The organism is Klebsiella sp. JN_Kp126, from assembly GCF_033843325.1.
GTDB lineage: Bacteria > Pseudomonadota > Gammaproteobacteria > Enterobacterales > Enterobacteriaceae > Klebsiella > Klebsiella michiganensis.
On sequence record NZ_JAWXQV010000004.1, the window covers coordinates 1 to 14,740 of the forward strand.

Consider the following 14,740-nt stretch of genomic DNA (forward strand, 5'->3'; position numbering starts at 1 on the left):
CGACCTTCGGGTTATGAGCCCGACGAGCTACCAGGCTGCTCCACCCCGCGTCCGTGGAAGCGCACTATACTCCGCTAACGTTTTGATGCAACCCTTTTTGGCAGAAATCATCAATTTTGTAAAAAATGGTGCATATAGAATCACTTCCAGCCTATTTTTTGCGCAAAACTGCCTTTGCGGTGCCGAAGCGCATTTCATTAGCCCTGGGGGTTTGTTATCTTCATCACGCACCCGGGCTTAGCAGCATAAAGAAGAGATACCATGAAAGGACGTTGGGCAAAATACGCAGTAACAGGCGCGATGCTGGCAATGCTGGCCGCCTGTTCCTCAAAACCGACCGATCGCGGTCAGCAGTATAATGAAGGTAAACTCACCCAGCCGTTTTCACTGGTTAACCAACCTGATGCGGTCGGCTCGCCGATCAACGCCGGCGACTTCTCCGAGCAGGTGAGACAGATTCGTAGCGCCTCTCCGCGCCTCTACACCAGCCAGAGCAACGTCTACAATGCGATTCAGGAGTGGCTGCGTTCCGGCGGCGACACCCGCACGCTGAGCCAGTTTGGTATCGACGCCTGGCAGATGCAGGGGACGGATAACTACGGTAACGTCCAGTTTACCGGCTACTACACGCCGGTGGTGCAGGCGCGCCATACTCGCCAGGGCGAGTTCCAGTACCCGATTTACCGGATGCCGCCGAAGCGCGGCAAGCTGCCGTCCCGCTCCAGCATCTACGCCGGGGCCCTGAGCGACAACTACATTCTGGCCTACAGCAACTCGCTGATGGATAACTTCATCATGGACGTGCAGGGCAGCGGCTACATTGACTTTGGCGACGGCTCGCCGCTGAACTTCTTCAGCTATGCCGGGAAAAACGGCTGGCCGTACTACAGCATCGGTAAAGTGCTGATCGACCGCGGCGAAGTGAAGCGCGAAGATATGTCGATGCAGGCGATCCGCGAATGGGGCGAAAAACACAGCGAGGCGGAAGTCCGCGAGCTGCTGGAGCAGAACCCGTCGTTCGTCTTCTTTAAACCGCAGTCTTTTGCGCCGGTGAAAGGCGCCAGCGCGGTGCCGTTGATCGGCCAGGCATCGGTGGCTTCCGACCGTTCCATTGTTCCTGCCGGCACCACGCTGCTGGCGGAGGTGCCGCTGCTGGATAATAACGGCAAGTTTAACGGCCAGTACGAGCTGCGTTTAATGGTGGCTCTCGATGTTGGCGGGGCGATTAAAGGCCAGCACTTCGATATTTACCAGGGCATTGGCCCGGATGCCGGGCATCGTGCCGGCTGGTATAACCACTACGGCCGCGTATGGGTGCTGAAAAACGCTCCGGGTGCGGGCAACGTCTTTAGCGGCTAGTACGCCGGTTCTCTTCCCCGGTCGCGCTGCGCTTACCGGGGCTACGGCTGATTTTGTCACCCAGGTAAGGCGCTTGCGCCGCGACCCGGGAATGTCCACTAATTCTGAGGTTTTATGTCTGTTGTAATCAGCGATGCCTGGCGCCAGCGTTTTGGCGGCACGGCGCGTTTATATGGTGAAAAGGCGCTGCAATGTTTTGCCGACGCGCACGTCTGCGTGGTCGGCATCGGCGGCGTAGGCTCATGGGCGGCAGAAGCGCTGGCGAGAACCGGAATTGGCGCGATTACCCTGATCGATATGGATGATGTCTGCGTGACCAACACCAATCGCCAGATCCACGCCCTTGGCGGCAACGTTGGCCTGGCGAAAGCCGAGGTGATGGCGGAACGTATTCGCCTGATCAACCCCGAGTGCCGGGTCACGGTGGTGGACGATTTTGTCACCCCGGAAAACGTCGCCGAGTATCTTGGCGTTGGCTTTAGCTACGTGATTGACGCCATCGACAGCGTGCGCCCGAAAGCGGCGCTAATCGCTTACTGTCGTCGCCATAAGGTTCCGCTGGTGACCACCGGCGGCGCGGGCGGGCAAATCGATCCGACGCAAATTCAGGTCGCCGATCTGGCGAAAACCATCCAGGATCCGCTGGCGGCAAAGCTGCGTGAGCGTTTGAAGAGCCAGTTTGGGGTGGTGAAGAACAGCAAAGGTAAGCTCGGCGTGGATTGCGTGTTTTCCACCGAAGCGCTGGTTTATCCGCAGGCGGACGGCAGCGTTTGTGCGATGAAAAGCACCGCTGAGGGGCCGAAGAGAATGGACTGCGCATCCGGCTTTGGCGCCGCGACGATGGTGACCGCGACCTTTGGTTTTGTCGCCGTCTCCCACGCGCTGAAGAAAATGCTGGCGAAGGCGGAGCGGCAGACGGCGTAAATTCCCGGGTCGCGGCGCAGGCGCCTTACCCGGGCTACAAAACTGCGCACCTGTCCGGGCGACAAAACCGCATGAACCCGTAGCCCGGGCAAGGCGCGTCAAGCGCCGCCCCCGGGATAAGCTTAAACCTCAACCTCGCGGGCGGCGGCGAGCACCGCTTCGCTCAGGGCGCTGAGCCCCTGACTGCGCGAGGCGCTCAGCTGGCCGCGCAGCCCCAGCGCATCAAATAGCGCCAGCGGATCCTGCGCCAGCAGCTCAGCGGCGCTTTTGCCTTCTATGGCGGTCAACAGCACCGCCAGCATGCCGCGCACGATGCGGCCTTCGCTATCGCCGAAGAAATGCAGCTTGCCCTCGGCGTCAACGACGTGCCCCAGCCAGACGCGGTTTTCACAACCGGCAATCTCTTTGGCTCGCGCTTTCAGGTCGTCCGGCAGCGCGGGAAGCTGCTTACCCAGTAAAATCAGCTGGCGGTATTTATCTTCCCACTGGCTGAGCGGGGTAAAGGTCTGCTGTAGAGATGCCTCGGTGATGCGGGTACCAAAAGGGTGAGAAGTCGTCATTAATCCACCAGTATTTCCAGAGCGCGGTCCACGGCGTGCACCAGCGCGTAAACATCGTCTTGCGTGTTATAGGGCGCGAAGGAGGCCCGTAGCGTGCCGCTGACGCCAAGCGCCGCCAGCAGCGGCTGGGCGCAGTGCTGACCGGCGCGCAGCGCGATCCCCGACTCCGCCAGCAGCGTCACCATATCGCTATGGTGAACGCCGTCAAAATCAAACGCCAGCAGGCTGGCGTCCTGGCAGCGGAAGGAGCGGAAGCCCGGACGTTTCGCCAGTTCGTCTTCCGCCAGCGTCGCCAGGCCGCGGCTCCAGTTTTCCGCCTGCGCGATGTCCGTTTCCTCCAGCCACTCCAGCGCCGCGCTCAGGCCGATCACCCCGGCGATATTGGGCGTTCCCGCCTCGAAGCGCCAGGGGGCGGGCTGGGTTTTGAAGCCATCGAAGGTGACTTCGGTAATCATTTTTCCGCCGCCGAGCCACGGCGACATCTCCGCCAGCCGTTCGCTTTTGCCATACAGCGCGCCGATGCCGGTCGGCCCGTAGAGCTTATGGCCTGAAAAAGCATAAAAGTCGATATCCAGCGCCTGGACGTCCGCCGGGAAATGTACCGCTCCCTGCGCGCCGTCGACCATCACCACCATCCCGGCAGCGCGGGCCTGGCGTATTGCCAGCGTCAGATCCGGACAGCCGCCGGTGACGTTGGACATCTGGCCAATCGCCAGCACCCGGCTGCGCGGCGTGATAAGCGCGCCAAGCGCCGCCACGTCCGGCAGGCGGTTGCCCGCCAGCGGCAGCTTCACCACCCGCGCGCCGGTTTGCCCGGCAACCATTAACCACGGCACCAGGTTGGCGTGATGCTCTGCTTCGCTGACGATAATCTCATCGCCGGGTTTCAGGCGCGGGCGCACGTAGCTCTGCGCCACCATATTAATGGCTTCGGTGGTGCCGCGCGTCCAGACGATATCCTGGCCGGAAGGGGCGTTGAGCAGCGTTGCCACCCGTTCGCGCGCGTTTTCATAGCGTTCGGTTAGCTGACGGGCGGTGGCGAACTGGCTGCGGTGGACGTTACCGGCGCTAAGGCGATAGAACTGGTCGCTGGCCTCAATGACCGCCAGCGGTTTGAGGGTTGTCGCGGCGCTATCAAGATAGACGCCGGCGTCGGCCAGCGCCGGGAACTGGGCGCGAAATTGGACGGGGTTGAATGCGTTCATGAGATTCCTCGTATCGATATCAGGATCGTCGCGCAAATCGGCGGGTGATACAAGGTTTCTGCTAACGACTGGAATTTTCTGAATATGGCTTCGGGTGGGTAAAAGATAGTTATGCTGAATAGTGTTGGGTTTGCGTTTTAACCTGGTACAGAACGAATCATAAACAGTATAAATAGTCGAAAGGAGAGAAAGATGAAAATGAATAAGACTGCCGCAATTATTTCTGCCTGTGTGCTGACCTTTGGCCTGAGCGCCTGCTCCTCCAACTACGTGATGCATACCAACGATGGGCGCACCATCGTGACCGACGGCAAACCGCAAACGGATAATGATACTGGCATGATTTCGTACAAAGATGCCTGGGGTAACAAGCAGCAGATTAACCGTTCTGACGTAAAACAGCTGGGCGAGCTGGATAAGTGATTTCGGTATAGCAGGCAAAAAAAAAGCACCGCGCAGTGCGGTGCTACATTAAATCACTATGGACAGACAGGGTAAATGTACAGGAAGTGAAAAGGGGTAGCTGAGCTACCATGGTCCGCAAACCCGGACCAATTGCAAACACAACAACACAACATCACAACCGTAAGCCAAAAGCTTGTTGGAACACGCATTCCAAAAAAAGCTCTTCGTTCCGGCTCAGGAAGTGCCGCCACTATAGGTATTTGCTGGTAGAAGCTCAACGGACAAATTATAATAGCTCAGATAAAAAAAACTAATAGGTTAACTATTGTTTCCTGTTTGTTAAATTGCCTTAACATCTAAGCCAGAATAACTATGTCCAAGCGTTTGCCACCTCTGAATGCATTACGTGTTTTTGATGCAGCCGCCCGCCATCTTAGCTTCACTCGCGCCGCCGATGAGCTTTTTGTGACGCAGGCCGCAGTCAGCCACCAAATCAAGTCCCTGGAGGATTTCCTCGGCCTCAAGCTGTTCCGTCGACGCAATCGTTCTCTTCTTTTGACGGAGGAGGGGCAGAGCTATTTTCAGGATATCAAAGAGATTTTTTCGCAGCTCACCGAAGCGACCCGCAAGCTTCAGGCCCGAAGCGCAAAAGGGGCCTTAACCGTCAGTATGCTCCCCAGTTTTGCCATTCAGTGGCTGGTGCCAAGGCTCACAAGCTTTAACTCAGCTTATCCGGGAATCGACGTCAGGATCCAGGCCGTGGACCGTCAGGAGGATAAGCTGGCCGACGATGTCGACGTGGCGATTTTTTACGGCCGCGGCAACTGGCCGGGGCTGCGGGTGGAAAAGCTGTACGCCGAATATCTGCTCCCGGTGTGCTCACCGCTGTTGCTCACCGGCGATAAAGCGTTGAAAACGCCTGCCGATCTGGCGCAACATACCCTGTTGCACGATGCTTCCCGCCGCGACTGGCAAACTTATACCCGCCAGTTAGGTCTAAACCATATTAATGTTCAACAGGGACCGATATTTAGCCACAGCGCAATGGTGCTGCAGGCGGCAATCCATGGACAGGGGGTCGCGCTGGCCAACAATGTAATGGCGCAGTCCGAGATTGAGGCGGGCCGTTTGGTCTGCCCGTTTAATGATGTTCTGGTCAGTAAGAATGCGTTTTATCTCGTTTGTCATGACAGTCAGGCAGAACTGGGTAAAATAGCCGCCTTCCGCCAGTGGATTCTGGCAAAAGCGGCTAATGAACAAGAAAAATTTCGCTTTCGTTATGAACAATAAATCATCGTAGGGTGAACACATGACCAGCCGTTTTATGCTGATATTCGCCGCGATAAGCGGTTTTATCTTTGTGGCTTTGGGCGCGTTTGGCGCGCACGTTTTAAGTAAAACGATGGGCGTTGCGGAAATGGGCTGGATCCACACCGGCCTGCAGTATCAGGCTTTCCATACGCTGGCTATTTTTGGCCTGGCGGTGGCGATGCAGCGCCGCATCAGCATCTGGTTTTACTGGAGCAGCGTCTTTATGGCGCTCGGTACCGTTCTTTTTAGCGGCAGCCTCTACTGTCTGGCGCTCTCGCATTTACGCCTGTGGGCGTTCGTTACGCCGGTTGGGGGCGTCTGCTTCCTCGCCGGTTGGATATTAATGTTAATTGGTGCAATTCGTCTGAAACGTAAGGGCGTTGTTCATGAATAAAGTTGTCCTCTATTGTCGCCCTGGGTTTGAGAAAGAGTGCGCAGCAGAAATTACCGATAAGGCCTCGCGCCTTGAGGTGTTTGGTTTTGCCCGGGTCAAAGACGACTCCGGCTATGTGATTTTTGAGTGCTACCAGGCCGAAGATGGCGAAAAGCTGGTGCGCGAACTGCCGTTCAGCTCGCTGGTGTTTGCCCGCCAGATGTTTGTGGTTGGCGAACTGCTGCGCGACCTGCCGCCGGAAGACCGGATTTCCCCGATCGTCGGTATGCTGCAGGGCGTGGTGGAGAAGGGCGGCGAGCTGCGCGTTGAAGTGGCCGATACCAACGAAAGCAAAGAGCTGATGAAGTTCTGCCGCAAGTTTACGGTACCGCTGCGCGCGGCGCTGCGCGAAGCGGGCGTGCTGACCAACTATGAAACGCCAAAGCGTCCGGTGGTCCACGTGTTCTTTATCGCCCCCGGCTGCTGCTATACCGGTTACTCGTTGTCTAACAACAACTCGCCGTTCTATATGGGCATTCCGCGCCTCAAGTTCCCGTCCGATGCGCCGAGCCGTTCGACCCTTAAGCTGGAAGAGGCGTTTCACGTCTTTATTCCGGCGGATGAGTGGGACGAGCGTCTGGCGAACGGTATGTACGCGGTGGATCTCGGCGCCTGTCCCGGCGGCTGGACCTATCAGTTGGTGAAACGCAATATGTGGGTCTCCTCGGTGGATAACGGTCCGATGGCGCAAAGCCTGATGGATACCGGCCAGGTGACCTGGCTGCGTGAAGATGGCTTCAAGTATCGCCCGACGCGCAACAACATTTCGTGGATGGTGTGCGATATGGTGGAGAAACCGGCGAAAGTGGCGGCGCTGATGGCGCAGTGGCTGGTGAACGGCTGGTGCCGGGAAACCATCTTTAACCTGAAGCTGCCGATGAAAAAACGCTACGAAGAGCTGTCGCGCAATCTGGCCTATATCCAGGAGCAGCTGGATGAGCACGGTATCAACGCGCAAATCCAGGCGCGCCAGCTGTATCACGATCGCGAAGAGGTGACGGTTCACGTTCGCCGCCTGTGGGCTGCCGTCGGCGGTCGCCGCGACGAACGCTAGTTTGCCCCTTTTGTAGGCCGGATAGGGTGTTAAGCCGCTATCCGGCGCTGCAATAGCCGTTACGACTGCGACACGTCCGAAACAATATGCGTTACATCATCCAGATGGCCGATCCGCGCCTCCCCTGAACGATTAAATTTGCTCTTATCAATCAACAATAACGATTGCGACGCTCGCTTAAGCAGCAGCGATTTGAACTCGGCGTTCACCGTATTTGAGTCCCAGAGCGCGCCGTCGCTGTCGATGCCCTCGCAGGAAAAAATGAACAGGTCGATCTCCAGCGCTTTGAGCTGTGAGATAAGCGACGCGCTGACGTAGCAGCCGTATTTTCGCTGGAGCGTACCCCCGGAGCAGGTAAGCTGAATATTCTCTCGCTTGCTGAGCTCCTGGCAAATCGGCTGGCTGTTGGTAAAGACGTGAAGGTTGATATCCGGCAGCTGGCGGGCCAGATACCAGCAGGTGGAACTGGCATCAAGGGCGATAACCATCCCCTCTTCTATCCACGCAAGCGCCTCGCGGGCGATGTCCGCTTTGTGCGCGTAGTGGCTTTTCAGACGGATATGAAAAGGGTCGCCGCTGTCACGGCTTTGCCGGTGAATGACTTTTGCCCGACCGTGGTTACGCAGCACTTTCCCCTGGGACTGGAGCTCGCTGAGATCGCGGCGAATGGTTTCTCTGCTGACGTTAAGCTGTAGCGATAAGGCTTCGGTGGTCAGGCTGTTATGGTTAATGAGCAGGTCTAGTATCGCTTGCTGTCGTGCCGCTTTCATTTTTCTCACCCTGGCGTTCGCTGAGCGCCCGCATCAGACGGGCGCTCCGGCATGAGATTACGGCGTTACTCCTTTTTTTAAAAGAATATTCCCGTACTTAGCGCGCTCACCTGTGATAACGATCGCAAAGGCTTTTTGCGCCCGCTCGTAGAAAGCAAAGCGGTCGATGCGGGCGATCTCCGGGCAGGGCGCGGGGCCGGAAAGCGCCTCGCGATAGCGCGTTTCTACCTGAGGGTCGAGGGCGTCGCCTTCCACGGCGGCCATCATCACCAGCGGCGGAGCGTAGCTGTCTAACTCAAACAGCGGAATAATCGCCTGCAGCAGGTCGCTCACCCGCAGGCCGTCGGCGCGAATGACCTGTGGGCCCATGCTGTGGGCCGGGAAGTGGGCATCGGAAAAAATAATCTCATCGCCATGCCCCATTTCCGCCAGCACTTTGAGGAGGTCCGGGGAAATCAACGGGGAAATCGTTTTTAGCATCTCATACTCCCTCAATCAGTTCGGGTTCGGTTTGCGGGTAAAAGTAACGATACCGGTAGCTCACCTGCGCTCTGGCCTGCTCCGGGCTGCTGAATTCACCGACGCCATACCAGCCAAACATGGCGGCGCCGGCGACGGTGGTTTCGGCGTCATCGAGTACTTTAATGGGGATCTCCAGCCTGTTGGCTTTGATCTGATTCCACAGCGCGTTGCGGCTGCCGCCGCCGACCAGCAGCAGCTCGCGGGCTTTGAAGTGGCCGATTTGCTGCAGCGTTTGCAGATTGTGCGCCAGCTGTTCGGCTAATCCTTCCAGCGCGGCGAGGTAGAAATGACCGCGGGTGGTATTCAGCGTTATGCCCTGCCAGCCTGCGGTTGGGCTGGATAGCAGGTCGCACTGCATCTTCACCTTCTGAGCGCCGCGGGGGAGGGCCCGGGCCTCTTCAATCAACGTTTGCCACGGCGTTTCAGGCGTCCACAGCAGCTGGCGTATCCATTCCAGCACGCCGGAGGCCAGCCACTGCATGCCGGGGTTATAGCGTCCAGGCTGACAATCCAGCTCGCAGGTGGAGCCCGCATAGTGGCTGAGCAGCGACGTGTCCACCTGGGCGCTGCGCACCATCAGAATTTCCCAGGTGCCGGACGACAGCACCGGTTCATCCTGCTCCGCGCCCGCGCCAAACAGCGCGAACTGGGTGTCGTGCCCGGCGGAGATAACCGGAATGCCGACGGCTAAACCCAGCATCTTCGCGGCATCGCTCCGCAGCGTGCCAATCTGCTGGCCCGCTTCAACGAGCCGGGGAAACAGGCGGCGCGGCAATCCCGTGGCCTGCAGAATCTGCGCGCTGAAATCCCGCTGGTGGATATCCAGCATCTGGCTGGTGCCCGCCATGGTGATATCGGTCGTGAATTCGCCGGTCAGACGCTGGTTGAGAAGCGAGGAGATGAACAGCCAGGCGTGGGCCTGCTCCAGCAGCTGCGGGTGGTTCTCTTTCAGCCATATCAGCTTATACAGGGTGTTGAAACCAAATGCGCCGACGCCGGAGATCTGCTGGAGCTGCTGCGCGGGCATATAGCGGCCGATATTGTCCATCACCGCCGCGGTACGCGGACATTTCCAGCTGATGACCGGATAGAGCAGCTTGCCCTGTTCATCCACCAGCGCGCCGTCGACGCCGAAGGTAGTGACCGTGATGCCGCGAACCGTGCAGGATGAGAGCGGGTCGGCAATTTGCCGACAGCACTCGGCGAAACGTTGCAGGATCGCCTCCAGCGACCACTGGTGCCAGGCGCTGTTCTCCACGGCGATATCGCTGGCGTTGGTCGTTGCGGCGCGGGCGATAATGTTCCCCTGGCGGTCAACGGCAATCGCCCGTACGTTAGTGGCGCCGCAGTCGAGGACCAGGATGACTTCATTCTTCATAATCTCTCCCGAGACGTTGCCGGATGGCGGCGTAAACGCCTTATCCGGCCTACGGGACGGTATCATCCGTAGGCCGGATAAGCGCAGCGCCATCAGGCATTTTTAACGTTTATACAGCGGGCCGTAGTTCTGGCAGGCGCGGTAATCCTGGCCTTCGCTATCCATCCCGTGCGCAGACCAGCTGGAGGGGCGGTAGATTTTCGCCTCTTCTACGTTATGCATGCACACCGGGATCCGCAGCATCGACGCCAGGGTGATAAAGTCGGCGCCAACGTGACCGATGGTCAGCACGCCGTGGTTAGCGCCCCAGTTCGCCATCACCGAGTAGACGTCGCAGAACGGGCCTTTACCGGTCAGGCGCGGCGCAAACCAGGTGGTGGGCCAGGTGGAGTTGGTGCGGGCATCCAGCTGGTCATGCATCGCTTTCGGCAGCTCTACGCTCCAGCCTTCGGCAATCTGCAGTACCGGGCCGAGGCCTTTGATGATATTCACGCGGGTCATGGTGAACGGCACGCCGCCTTCGGTCAGGAAGCGGGAGGAGAAGCCGCCGCCGCGGAAATATTCATGAATCGCCGGGCACCATTCGGTGGCCGCGAGGCAGGCGTCGGCCTCCTGCTGGCTGATTTCCCAGTGCGGCTTCATGGTTGGCTTGCCTTCCGCATCGCGCTGTTTGCAGGCGCCGTCCAGCGCCGCTGAACCGGAGTTGATCAAGTGGATAATGCCGTGTTCCGCCAGTCCGGTGAGCGGTTGGCCGGTGACGCGTTTAACCGCGTCCGGCGACCAGTAGGTGCGCACGTCGGCAAACACCTGGGCGGTGCCGGTCAGCTGGTGGCCCATCAGCATCGCCACGCCGTTGAGGCTGTCGTTTTCCGTGGCGACGACGAAGGGTTCGCGTACGCCGTTCCAGTCGAACGAGCTATTGAGCAGCGCTTCGGCGGTATCGCCGTTAGGGTATTGATCGGTCCAGTGGCGCTGGCCCTGGAAGCCCGCAGCGATGGCGTTGTAGCCCAGCGACTCTTCGACCAGCCCTTTTTCCGCCAGCTTCTTGTTGCCCTGCATCATGTCGCGGATGCACATCGCCATCAGCAGGCTCTCTTTCAGCACCGCGCGGCTCTGTTCGGCGTTGCGCTTATACTGCTGCGCGTTCTGGTCTTCGCCGTAGCGGAAGTTTTTATCCGCCCACGCCAGCGCCATTTCCAGCTCGCTTTCATCATAGATTTTCTGGTCGATGCGGCGGCGCAGTTCGGTCATGTCCACCGCCTGCACTTTCATACCGAGCCAGGACTCGAAGAAGTTGTGATCGACGATAGAACCGGCGATCCCCATCGACACGCCGCCGACGGAAAGATAGCTTTTGCCCTTCATGCTGGCCACCGCTAAGCCGGCGCGGGCAAAGCGCAGCAGTTTTTCTTCGACATCCGGCGGAATGGAGGTGTCGTCGGCGTCCTGCACGTCGTGACCATAAATGGAGAACGCCGGAATACCCTTCTGACTGTGGGCTGCCAGCGCTGCCGCCAGGTAAACCGCGCCGGGGCGTTCGGTGCCGTTAAAGCCCCAGATGGCTTTTGGCCGCAGCGGGTCCATATCGATAGTTTCGCTGCCGTAGCACCAGCACGGAGTCACGGTAATGGTGACGCCGACGTTCTGGCTGCTGAATTTCTCCTCGCAGGCGGCGGATTCCGCCATGCCCGCAATGCAGCTGTCGGCGATGACGCACTCAATCTGCGCGCCGCAGGCGTGACGCAGTTTTTCGGCGATCAGCGCGGCGGTGGCTTTCGCCATATTCATGGTTTGCTCTTCCAGCGACTCGCGCACCCCCATGCGGCGTCCATCAATCACCGGGCGGATGCCAATTTTCGGTAAGCTGATTTTTTTCATTCCAGATTCCTCACGTTATTCGGATAAATGTTTAGTTAGCTGCCGTTTGCGAACGGAAACGGGCAAAGATGAAGATGACGGCAAAGCACAGCGCCGGGACCAGCTCCGCGGTGGGGATGTTGCCGGCGGCGTCGCTGACAAAGCCCATCACCGGGGTGACAATCCCGCCGCCAATAATGGTCATGACGATAAAAGAGGAGCCGTATTTGGTGTCCTGGCCCAGGTTTTTGATGCCCAGCGAGAAGATGGTCGGATACTGAATCGACATAAAGGCGCTGCACAGCGTCAGGGCCAGCAGACCCACGTGGCCGCCGGTGAAAGCGGAAATCAGGCACAGGATCATGGAGAGCAGGGCATAGGCTGCCAGCACTTTATGCGGCGCGAAGCGGCTGATGAGCCAGGTACCGGAGAAGCGGCCGATAAAGAAGCACACCATCGTGCCGGTCAGATAGTTGGCGGCGAAACCGGGCGTCATGCCGGGGATCTCTTCGATAGCGTAGCGAATCAGATAGCTCCAGCAGGCGGTTTGCGCGCCGACGTAGCAGAACTGCGCCAGCACCGCCCAGCGCCAGTGGCGAACGCGGACCAGGCGAGCAAGGGAAGCTGAGAAGGAACTCTGGTTGGCGTCACTATGGTCGTCGCTCTGCAGGGCCGGAAATTTGGTCAACATAATCAACAGAGCGACCAGTAAGACAACCGCGACGATGATCATATACGGGGTTTGCACCGAGAGCACCAGGCTGTGTTTATAGGCGCTAAGCTGCTCCGGAGCCATTTTATCGAGCACATCCTGCGATTGATGCGGCACATTAGACAAAATGAGACTTTGCCCAAAAACCACCGCAATAATGGCGCCAAACGAGTTAAACGTTTGGGCAAGATTAAGCCGGAAGTGACCGCCGCTTTCTGGTCCTAAGACGGTAACAAACGGGTTTGCCGCGGTTTCTAAACACCCTAAGCCTGCAGCAATAATAAACAGGCCAATCAGGAATAAGGTGTAATTCATAACTTCAGCGGCGGGCCAGAATAGCGCGGCGCCAAAAGCATATAAGAACAGTCCGGTAATAATGCCGGCTTTATAACTTAACTTTTTCATCAAAATTCCGGCCGGAATGGGAATGACGAAATAGCCGAAATAAAAGGCGGATTGAATCAGTCCAGCCTGGAAGTTGGTTAAGGTAAAGGCTTGTTGAAATTGTGGTAATAAAATATCGTTGAGATTATTTGCGACCGCCCAAAGAAAAAACAGCGAGCACAGCAGGGCGAAGGGAATAATGTAGCGCTTGCTTTGCCCTGTCTCTACCGCACGAAAACTCTGCGTTTGTATTGTTGTGTTTCCCATAGCATCCTCATTGGTTCAGAAGCGTGTTCAGCAGCCGGCTTATGCCCACCAGACCGCAAAAATCAGGCGAGCTCTTGTGACGACATCAACAGTGAAATAAACATCACGGAGTGAACTCATGAATTCATTTTCAAATTAAAAAAGCCTTTTAATATGATAGCGGTCACACTTCGTATCCACTCGGTGGTTTTATGTGATTATCATCACTTTAATAATCAGAAAAACATGACCGTTTGAGAAAGTTAATTGTAAAACCCACAGAGTCGATGACCGATTTATTTTATTATGTGGAAAACGGGCAGTTGTTAAAACTATCAGTAAAATGCCCGTTTTTAAATCTATTAGTAAGAACGGGCATTTTTCAGAAAGCAAAAATCAATGAACGGTTGTTTTTATACTGAAATAAGTGAGAGGAATCACAGAACCGGCGGATGTAAATTCCTTTCTGCTTATTCGGGATGATGATGGTGAGTAATTATTTGAGCTATTCAACAGCGTCGGAGCGTCATCTCCGGCGAGCCGTCTGTTGTCGCATTGCGCATCATAAAGAGAGGTAAAGAATGGAACGAAATAGACTGGCCCGGCAGATTATTGATACCTGCCTGGAAATGACCCGCCTGGGGTTAAATCAGGGAACCGCCGGTAACGTGAGCGTGCGTTATCAAGGGGGGATGCTGATCACGCCAACGGGTATTCCTTACGAAAAGCTGACGGAAGCGCACATTGTGTATATCGATGCCGAAGGTCAGCATGAACAGGGCAAACTGCCGTCCAGCGAGTGGCGTTTTCATATGGCGGCTTATCAGACGCGGCCTGATGCTCACGCGGTGGTACATAATCATGCGGTTCACTCTACGGCGGTGTCGATCCTCAATCGTCCCATTCCCGCCATTCACTATATGATTGCGGCGGCGGGCGGCAACTCTATCCCCTGTGCGCCCTACGCCACGTTTGGTACCCGCGAGCTGTCTGAGCATGTGGCCGTGGCGCTGAAAAACCGCAAAGCGACGCTGCTGCAGCACCATGGCCTGATCGCTTGTGAAGAGAATCTGGAGAAGGCCCTGTGGCTGGCGCATGAAGTTGAGGTGCTGGCGCAGCTTTATCTCAGCACTCTGGCCATCACCGACCCGGTGCCGGTTCTTGGCGACGAGGCCATTGCTATCGTGCTGGAGAAATTCAAAACCTACGGATTGCGTATCGAAGAGTGATGCCGTAAGCGAAGGCTTCTGCAGGCTGCTTCCGGGAGATGTGCTGGGCTGATACCCCGGCGCTGTTATTCCCCGGCTTGCGCTGCGCTTAGCCGGACTACGGGCTGTCCCTCTGTGCTTTGCTCCCGGGGGCGGCGCTTGACGCGCCTTGCCCGGGCTACGGGCTCACCGTCGTCTGCGGTAGCCCGGGTAAGGCGTAAGCCGCGACCCGGGGAATGCGCTCACCGTCTGCGATCCGGTAGCCCGGATAGATGCGCAGCATCACCTCCGGGGAAATGGTGCCACGCTGCGCGCTGCTCCCGGGGGCGGCGCTTGACGCGCCTTGCCCGGGCTACGGGTATTCAGCCGTCTGCGGTAGCCCGGGTAAGGCATAAGCCGCGACCCGGGGAAT

At 57.6% G+C, this 14,740-nt stretch carries 14 protein-coding genes; 7 read left to right on the forward strand and 7 right to left on the reverse strand.

Going from position 1 to position 14,740, the window contains the following annotated elements; genetic code table 11:
- Positions 1-261 precede the first annotated feature (261 nt).
- The gene (gene mltA / locus SIK97_RS00245) at positions 262-1,359 is read left to right on the forward strand and encodes a murein transglycosylase A (RefSeq protein ID WP_057173003.1); all 1,098 of its coding nucleotides are present in this window, start codon (positions 262-264) and stop codon (positions 1,357-1,359) included.
- Positions 1,360-1,473: 114 nt separating this feature from the next.
- The gene (gene tcdA, locus SIK97_RS00250; RefSeq protein ID WP_009651598.1) at positions 1,474-2,283 is read left to right on the forward strand and encodes a tRNA cyclic N6-threonylcarbamoyladenosine(37) synthase TcdA; all 810 of its coding nucleotides are present in this window, start codon (positions 1,474-1,476) and stop codon (positions 2,281-2,283) included.
- A gap of 122 nt (positions 2,284-2,405) precedes the next feature.
- Here tcdA and csdE read toward each other — a convergent pair whose 3' ends face one another.
- Positions 2,406-2,843 carry a cysteine desulfurase sulfur acceptor subunit CsdE gene (gene csdE / locus SIK97_RS00255; protein WP_057173004.1) on the reverse strand — a complete coding sequence of 146 codons (438 nt, stop codon included), beginning with the start codon at positions 2,841-2,843 and terminating at the stop codon, positions 2,406-2,408.
- Entirely contained in the window at positions 2,843-4,048 is a 1,206-nt protein-coding gene (gene csdA / locus SIK97_RS00260; RefSeq protein ID WP_014226621.1) for a cysteine desulfurase CsdA, read from the reverse strand. The genes csdE and csdA overlap by 1 nt, the downstream gene beginning before the upstream one ends.
- A 198-nt stretch (positions 4,049-4,246) precedes the next feature.
- On the opposite strand from csdA, the gene SIK97_RS00265 reads away from it, so the two are divergent.
- The 4 genes from SIK97_RS00265 to rlmM all read left to right on the forward strand — a co-directional run bounded on the left by SIK97_RS00265 (position 4,247) and on the right by rlmM (position 7,251).
- On the forward strand, positions 4,247-4,471 hold the full coding sequence (locus SIK97_RS00265; RefSeq protein ID WP_014226620.1) for a YgdI/YgdR family lipoprotein: 225 nt from the start codon (positions 4,247-4,249) through the stop codon (positions 4,469-4,471).
- A 354-nt stretch (positions 4,472-4,825) separates the two neighbouring features.
- Positions 4,826-5,743 carry a glycine cleavage system transcriptional regulator GcvA gene (gene gcvA / locus SIK97_RS00270; RefSeq protein ID WP_004114967.1) on the forward strand — a complete coding sequence of 306 codons (918 nt, stop codon included), beginning with the start codon at positions 4,826-4,828 and terminating at the stop codon, positions 5,741-5,743.
- A gap of 19 nt (positions 5,744-5,762) precedes the next feature.
- Positions 5,763-6,158: a DUF423 domain-containing protein gene (locus SIK97_RS00275; RefSeq protein WP_004853688.1), complete on the forward strand. Its 396-nt coding sequence runs from the start codon at positions 5,763-5,765 to the stop codon at positions 6,156-6,158.
- A complete protein-coding gene (gene rlmM, locus SIK97_RS00280) occupies positions 6,151-7,251 on the forward strand; it encodes a 23S rRNA (cytidine(2498)-2'-O)-methyltransferase RlmM (protein WP_014226619.1) in 1,101 nt (366 codons plus the stop codon). Before SIK97_RS00275 ends, rlmM begins: the two co-directional genes overlap by 8 nt.
- Before the next feature lie 59 nt (positions 7,252-7,310).
- Here rlmM and fucR read toward each other — a convergent pair whose 3' ends face one another.
- The 5 genes from fucR to fucP all read right to left on the reverse strand — a co-directional run bounded on the left by fucR (position 7,311) and on the right by fucP (position 13,141).
- On the reverse strand, positions 7,311-8,021 hold the full coding sequence (gene fucR, locus SIK97_RS00285) for an L-fucose operon activator (RefSeq protein WP_025108018.1): 711 nt from the start codon (positions 8,019-8,021) through the stop codon (positions 7,311-7,313).
- A 57-nt stretch (positions 8,022-8,078) separates the two neighbouring features.
- Positions 8,079-8,501: an L-fucose mutarotase gene (gene fucU / locus SIK97_RS00290; protein WP_004853682.1), complete on the reverse strand. Its 423-nt coding sequence runs from the start codon at positions 8,499-8,501 to the stop codon at positions 8,079-8,081.
- Between the two features lies 1 nt (position 8,502).
- The gene (fucK, locus tag SIK97_RS00295; RefSeq protein WP_032751058.1) at positions 8,503-9,921 is read right to left on the reverse strand and encodes an L-fuculokinase; all 1,419 of its coding nucleotides are present in this window, start codon (positions 9,919-9,921) and stop codon (positions 8,503-8,505) included.
- Between the two features lie 102 nt (positions 9,922-10,023).
- Positions 10,024-11,799, reverse strand: a complete 1,776-nt coding sequence (fucI, locus tag SIK97_RS00300) for an L-fucose isomerase (protein ID WP_057173005.1) — start codon at positions 11,797-11,799, stop codon at positions 10,024-10,026.
- Positions 11,800-11,830: 31 nt separating this feature from the next.
- The gene (gene fucP / locus SIK97_RS00305) at positions 11,831-13,141 is read right to left on the reverse strand and encodes an L-fucose:H+ symporter permease (protein ID WP_004853675.1); all 1,311 of its coding nucleotides are present in this window, start codon (positions 13,139-13,141) and stop codon (positions 11,831-11,833) included.
- Positions 13,142-13,701: 560 nt separating this feature from the next.
- Here fucP and fucA point away from each other — a divergent pair.
- Positions 13,702-14,349, forward strand: a complete 648-nt coding sequence (gene fucA / locus SIK97_RS00310; protein ID WP_004853673.1) for an L-fuculose-phosphate aldolase — start codon at positions 13,702-13,704, stop codon at positions 14,347-14,349.
- Positions 14,350-14,740 lie beyond the last annotated feature (391 nt).